3 protein-coding genes are annotated in these 3,545 nt (G+C 69.0%); all 3 read left to right on the plus strand.

Annotated features, from left to right (window positions below; all coding sequences use genetic code 11):
• Window positions 1-1,154, plus strand: a 1,154-nt coding sequence (gene argH / locus HMPREF0321_RS14160; RefSeq protein ID WP_006947498.1) for an argininosuccinate lyase, incomplete at its 5' end; no start/stop codon positions are given.
• A gap of 139 nt (window positions 1,155-1,293) precedes the next feature.
• A complete protein-coding gene (locus tag HMPREF0321_RS14165; protein ID WP_006947500.1) occupies window positions 1,294-1,932 on the plus strand; it encodes a DNA-3-methyladenine glycosylase in 639 nt (212 codons plus the stop codon).
• Between the two features lie 117 nt (window positions 1,933-2,049).
• Window positions 2,050-3,312, plus strand: coding sequence for a tyrosine--tRNA ligase (tyrS, locus tag HMPREF0321_RS14170; protein ID WP_040015171.1), 1,263 nt, complete (start codon window positions 2,050-2,052; stop codon window positions 3,310-3,312).
• Window positions 3,313-3,545 lie beyond the last annotated feature (233 nt).

The following is a 3,545-nucleotide window of genomic DNA, read 5'->3' on the forward strand; positions in this document are numbered from 1 at the left end:
GGGTTAGCCGACGTTGGCGTCCACCCGGCGCCGACGTCGGCGGTCGCCTGCGGGCCGGACGTTCGCGCAACGACCAGGTCGCGACGCTGTTCCGCATGTACCTGCGTGATCACGCGCGCTCGGTCGCGGCGCTGCTGCTCGACGTCGTCGACGCGCTCGTCGCGCAGGCGCAGACGCATCTCGGTGTCGCGATGCCGGGGCGCACGCACCTGCAGCACGCGCAGCCCGTGCTGCTGAGCCACCACCTGCTCGCGCACTCGTGGGCGTTGCTGCGCGACGTCGAGCGCTTCGGCGACTGGGATCGACGCACCGACGCCTCGCCGTACGGCTCGGGCGCGCTCGCGGGGTCGTCGCTGGGCCTCGACCCGGCCTCGGTGGCCGACGATCTGGGCTTCTCGCGCCCCGTCGAGAACAGCATCGACGGCACCGCGTCGCGTGACTTCGTCGCCGAGTTCGCGTTCGTCGCCGCAATGTCGGCGGTCGACATCAGCCGCATCGCGGAGGAGGTGGTGCTGTGGGCGACGAAGGAGTTCAGCTTCGTCACCCTCGACGACGCGTTCTCGACCGGCTCGAGCATCATGCCGCAGAAGAAGAACCCCGACGTCGCCGAGCTGGCGCGCGGCAAGGCGGGCCGTCTCGTCGGAGATCTCGCAGGCCTGATGACGACGCTCAAGGCGCTCCCGCTCGCCTACAACCGCGATCTGCAGGAGGACAAAGAGCCGGTCTTCGACGCCGTCGACACCCTCGAGCTGCTGCTGCCGGCCTTCGCGGGCATGACGGTGACGCTCACCTTCCACCCGGAGCGTCTCGAATCCCTCGCGCCGCAGGGCTTCTCGCTCGCCACCGACATCGCCGAGTGGCTCGTGCGCGAGGGCGTGCCGTTCCGTGTCGCGCACGAGGTCGCAGGGGAGTGCGTCCAGGCGTGCGAGCAGCGCGGAATCGAGCTGTGGGATCTGAGCGACGATGACCTCGCCGCCATCAGCGAACACCTGACGCCGGGTGTGCGCGAGGTGCTGAGCGTGCCCGGTTCACTCGCCTCCCGCAACGCGACGGGCGGGACGGCTCCCGACCGCGTCGCCGAGCAGCTCGAGGCCGCGCACGCGAAGTCGAGCGAACTGCGTACCTGGGCGAGCCGCCCCATCGACATCCGCTGACGCTCGACGTCCGCTCACGCTGACGCTCGATGTTGCCCGGGTTTCGGGGGCCGACGCCCCCGAACCCGGGCAACATCGCGTGCGGGGCCCCACACCGAGGGAGGTGGCCCGAATCGAGCGTGGGCGGCACAATGTCGGCGTGCCGGATCTCGACTCATCGTTCTTCGCCCATCCGCCCGTCGACGTCGCGCCGAAGCTCTTGGGCCTCACCGTCTCGCACGCGGGGGTGACGCTGCGTATCACCGAGGTGGAGGCCTACCACGGCGCCGTCGACCCGGGTTCGCACGGCTTCAGGCGCCGCACCGACCGCAACTCCGCGCTGTTCGGCCCGCCCGGCACCTGCTACGTCTACATCAACTACGGCATCCACCGGGCCCTGAACCTCGTCTGCGGGGCTGACGGAGAGTCGGCAGGTTGCCTCGTCCGTTCTGGCGAGATCATCGCCGGCCTCGACCTCGCGCGGGAGCGGCGCATGGCGAGTGCACGCGAGGGCGCGCCGATTCCCAAGGACGCCCATCTCGCTCGTGGCCCGGGCAACCTCGCGAAGGCGCTCGCGATCGAGCCCATCCTGGGCGGCACTCCCGTCGTCGGGCCGGATGCCCAGGTCGTCGTCCGTCGAGGGGACGACCACGTCGTGCCCGAGTACCTCACCGGCCCGCGTGTGGGTGTGAGCGGCCCTGGCGGTGAGGGGGAGACGTTTCCCTGGCGCTTCTGGATCCCGGGCGAGCCCAGCGTCTCCGCCTACCGCGCCGCAGTGACGCGGGTGCGCAAGCGCTGACGGAGTCTGTTGCGGTGGCGCCCTCCACGCAGCAGGCGCGCCGGATCGGGCGGTCGTGGGAGACTGTGGGGTGGGTGCGTGATCCGCGCAACCGAGGCATCTGACGAAAGGGACGACGTGAGCAACATCCTCGACGAGCTGCAGTGGCGCGGAGCGGTGGCGCAGACCACCGACGAGACGCAGCTGCGTGACGCGCTCGCGAACGGACCGCTCACGGTGTATTGCGGCTTCGACCCGACGGCGCCGTCCCTGCACTTCGGCAACCTCGTCCAGCTGATCCAGCTGCGACGGCTGCAGCGCGCCGGGCATCGCGTCATCGTGCTCGTCGGAGGTTCGACGGGTCTCATCGGTGATCCGCGCCCCAGTGCGGAGCGCGTGCTCAAGACGAAGGACCAGACGGCGCAGTGGGTCGCGCGCATCCGTGAGCAGGTGCAGCCGTTCCTCGACTTCGACGGCGACAACCCCGCCATCGCGGTCAACAACCTCGACTGGACTCAGGGCATCTCGGCCCTCGACTTCCTGCGTGACTACGGCAAGCACTTCCGCGTCAACGGGATGATCAAGAAGGACGCCGTCGCGGCGCGCCTCAACTCCGAGCAGGGCATCAGCTACACGGAGTTCAGCTACCAGATCCTCCAGGCCCTCGACTACCTTCACCTGTTCCGCGAGTACGGCTGCACCTTGCAACTCGGCGGCTCCGATCAGTGGGGCAACCTCATCGCGGGCTCTGATCTCATCCGTTCGGTGGAGGGCAAGAGTGTGCACGTGCTCACCTCGCCGCTGCTCACGGACGCGTCCGGGCAGAAGTACGGCAAGTCGGAGGGCAATGCCATCTGGCTCGACGCGCAGATGACGAGCCCGTACGCCTTCTACCAGTACTTCCTCAACGTCGAGGATTCCGAGGTCATCAAGCTCATCAAGTTCATAACCGATCGGACGAAGGACGAGGTCGCGCAGCTCGAACGCGCCGTGGCCGAGGAACCCTTCAAGCGAGCGGCGCAGAAGACGCTGGCGGCCGACGTCACGACGCTCGTGCACGGTGAGGCGGCGACGGCCGGCGCCATCGCGGCGAGTGAGGCGATGTTCGGCAAGGGTGACGTGACGGCCCTCGACGCGGGGACGCTGCGTGACGCCGTCGCGGAGTTGCCCGGGGGAGAGGTTTCACCGGGTACCACCCTGACGGACGCGCTCATCGCGGTCGGCATCGCCGAGTCTCGCAACGCGGCCCGACGTCTCATCGGGGACGGCGCCATCTCCGTGAACAACGCGAAGCTCGACGACCCCGAGCACGAACTGAATGCTGACGACTTCCTCCACGGCGTGGCCGCGATCATCAAGCGTGGGCGCAAGCACCAGGCAGCCGCGCGGCTCGCGCACTGACCTCGACGACGACGGGGGCTCACCATGACGGTGGGTCCCCGTTGCGCATCCCGGGGTGGTGGCCGCACCCGGGCGGTCGATTTGGCAGCACCCGCCGCGCTGTGTAGTGTTCTCTGAGTCGCCGCGAGCGAGGAGCTGGAAACAGCCACTCACTCGGACGCCCTTGGTCACCAGTTCGACTGGGACGCAACGAATTACAGCGATGTGGTTCGAAGCGCCGAGTTGAAGTCGGG

It is taken from the genome of Dermacoccus sp. Ellin185 (assembly GCF_000152185.1).
Classification (GTDB): Bacteria; Actinomycetota; Actinomycetes; order Actinomycetales; family Dermatophilaceae; genus Dermacoccus; species Dermacoccus nishinomiyaensis.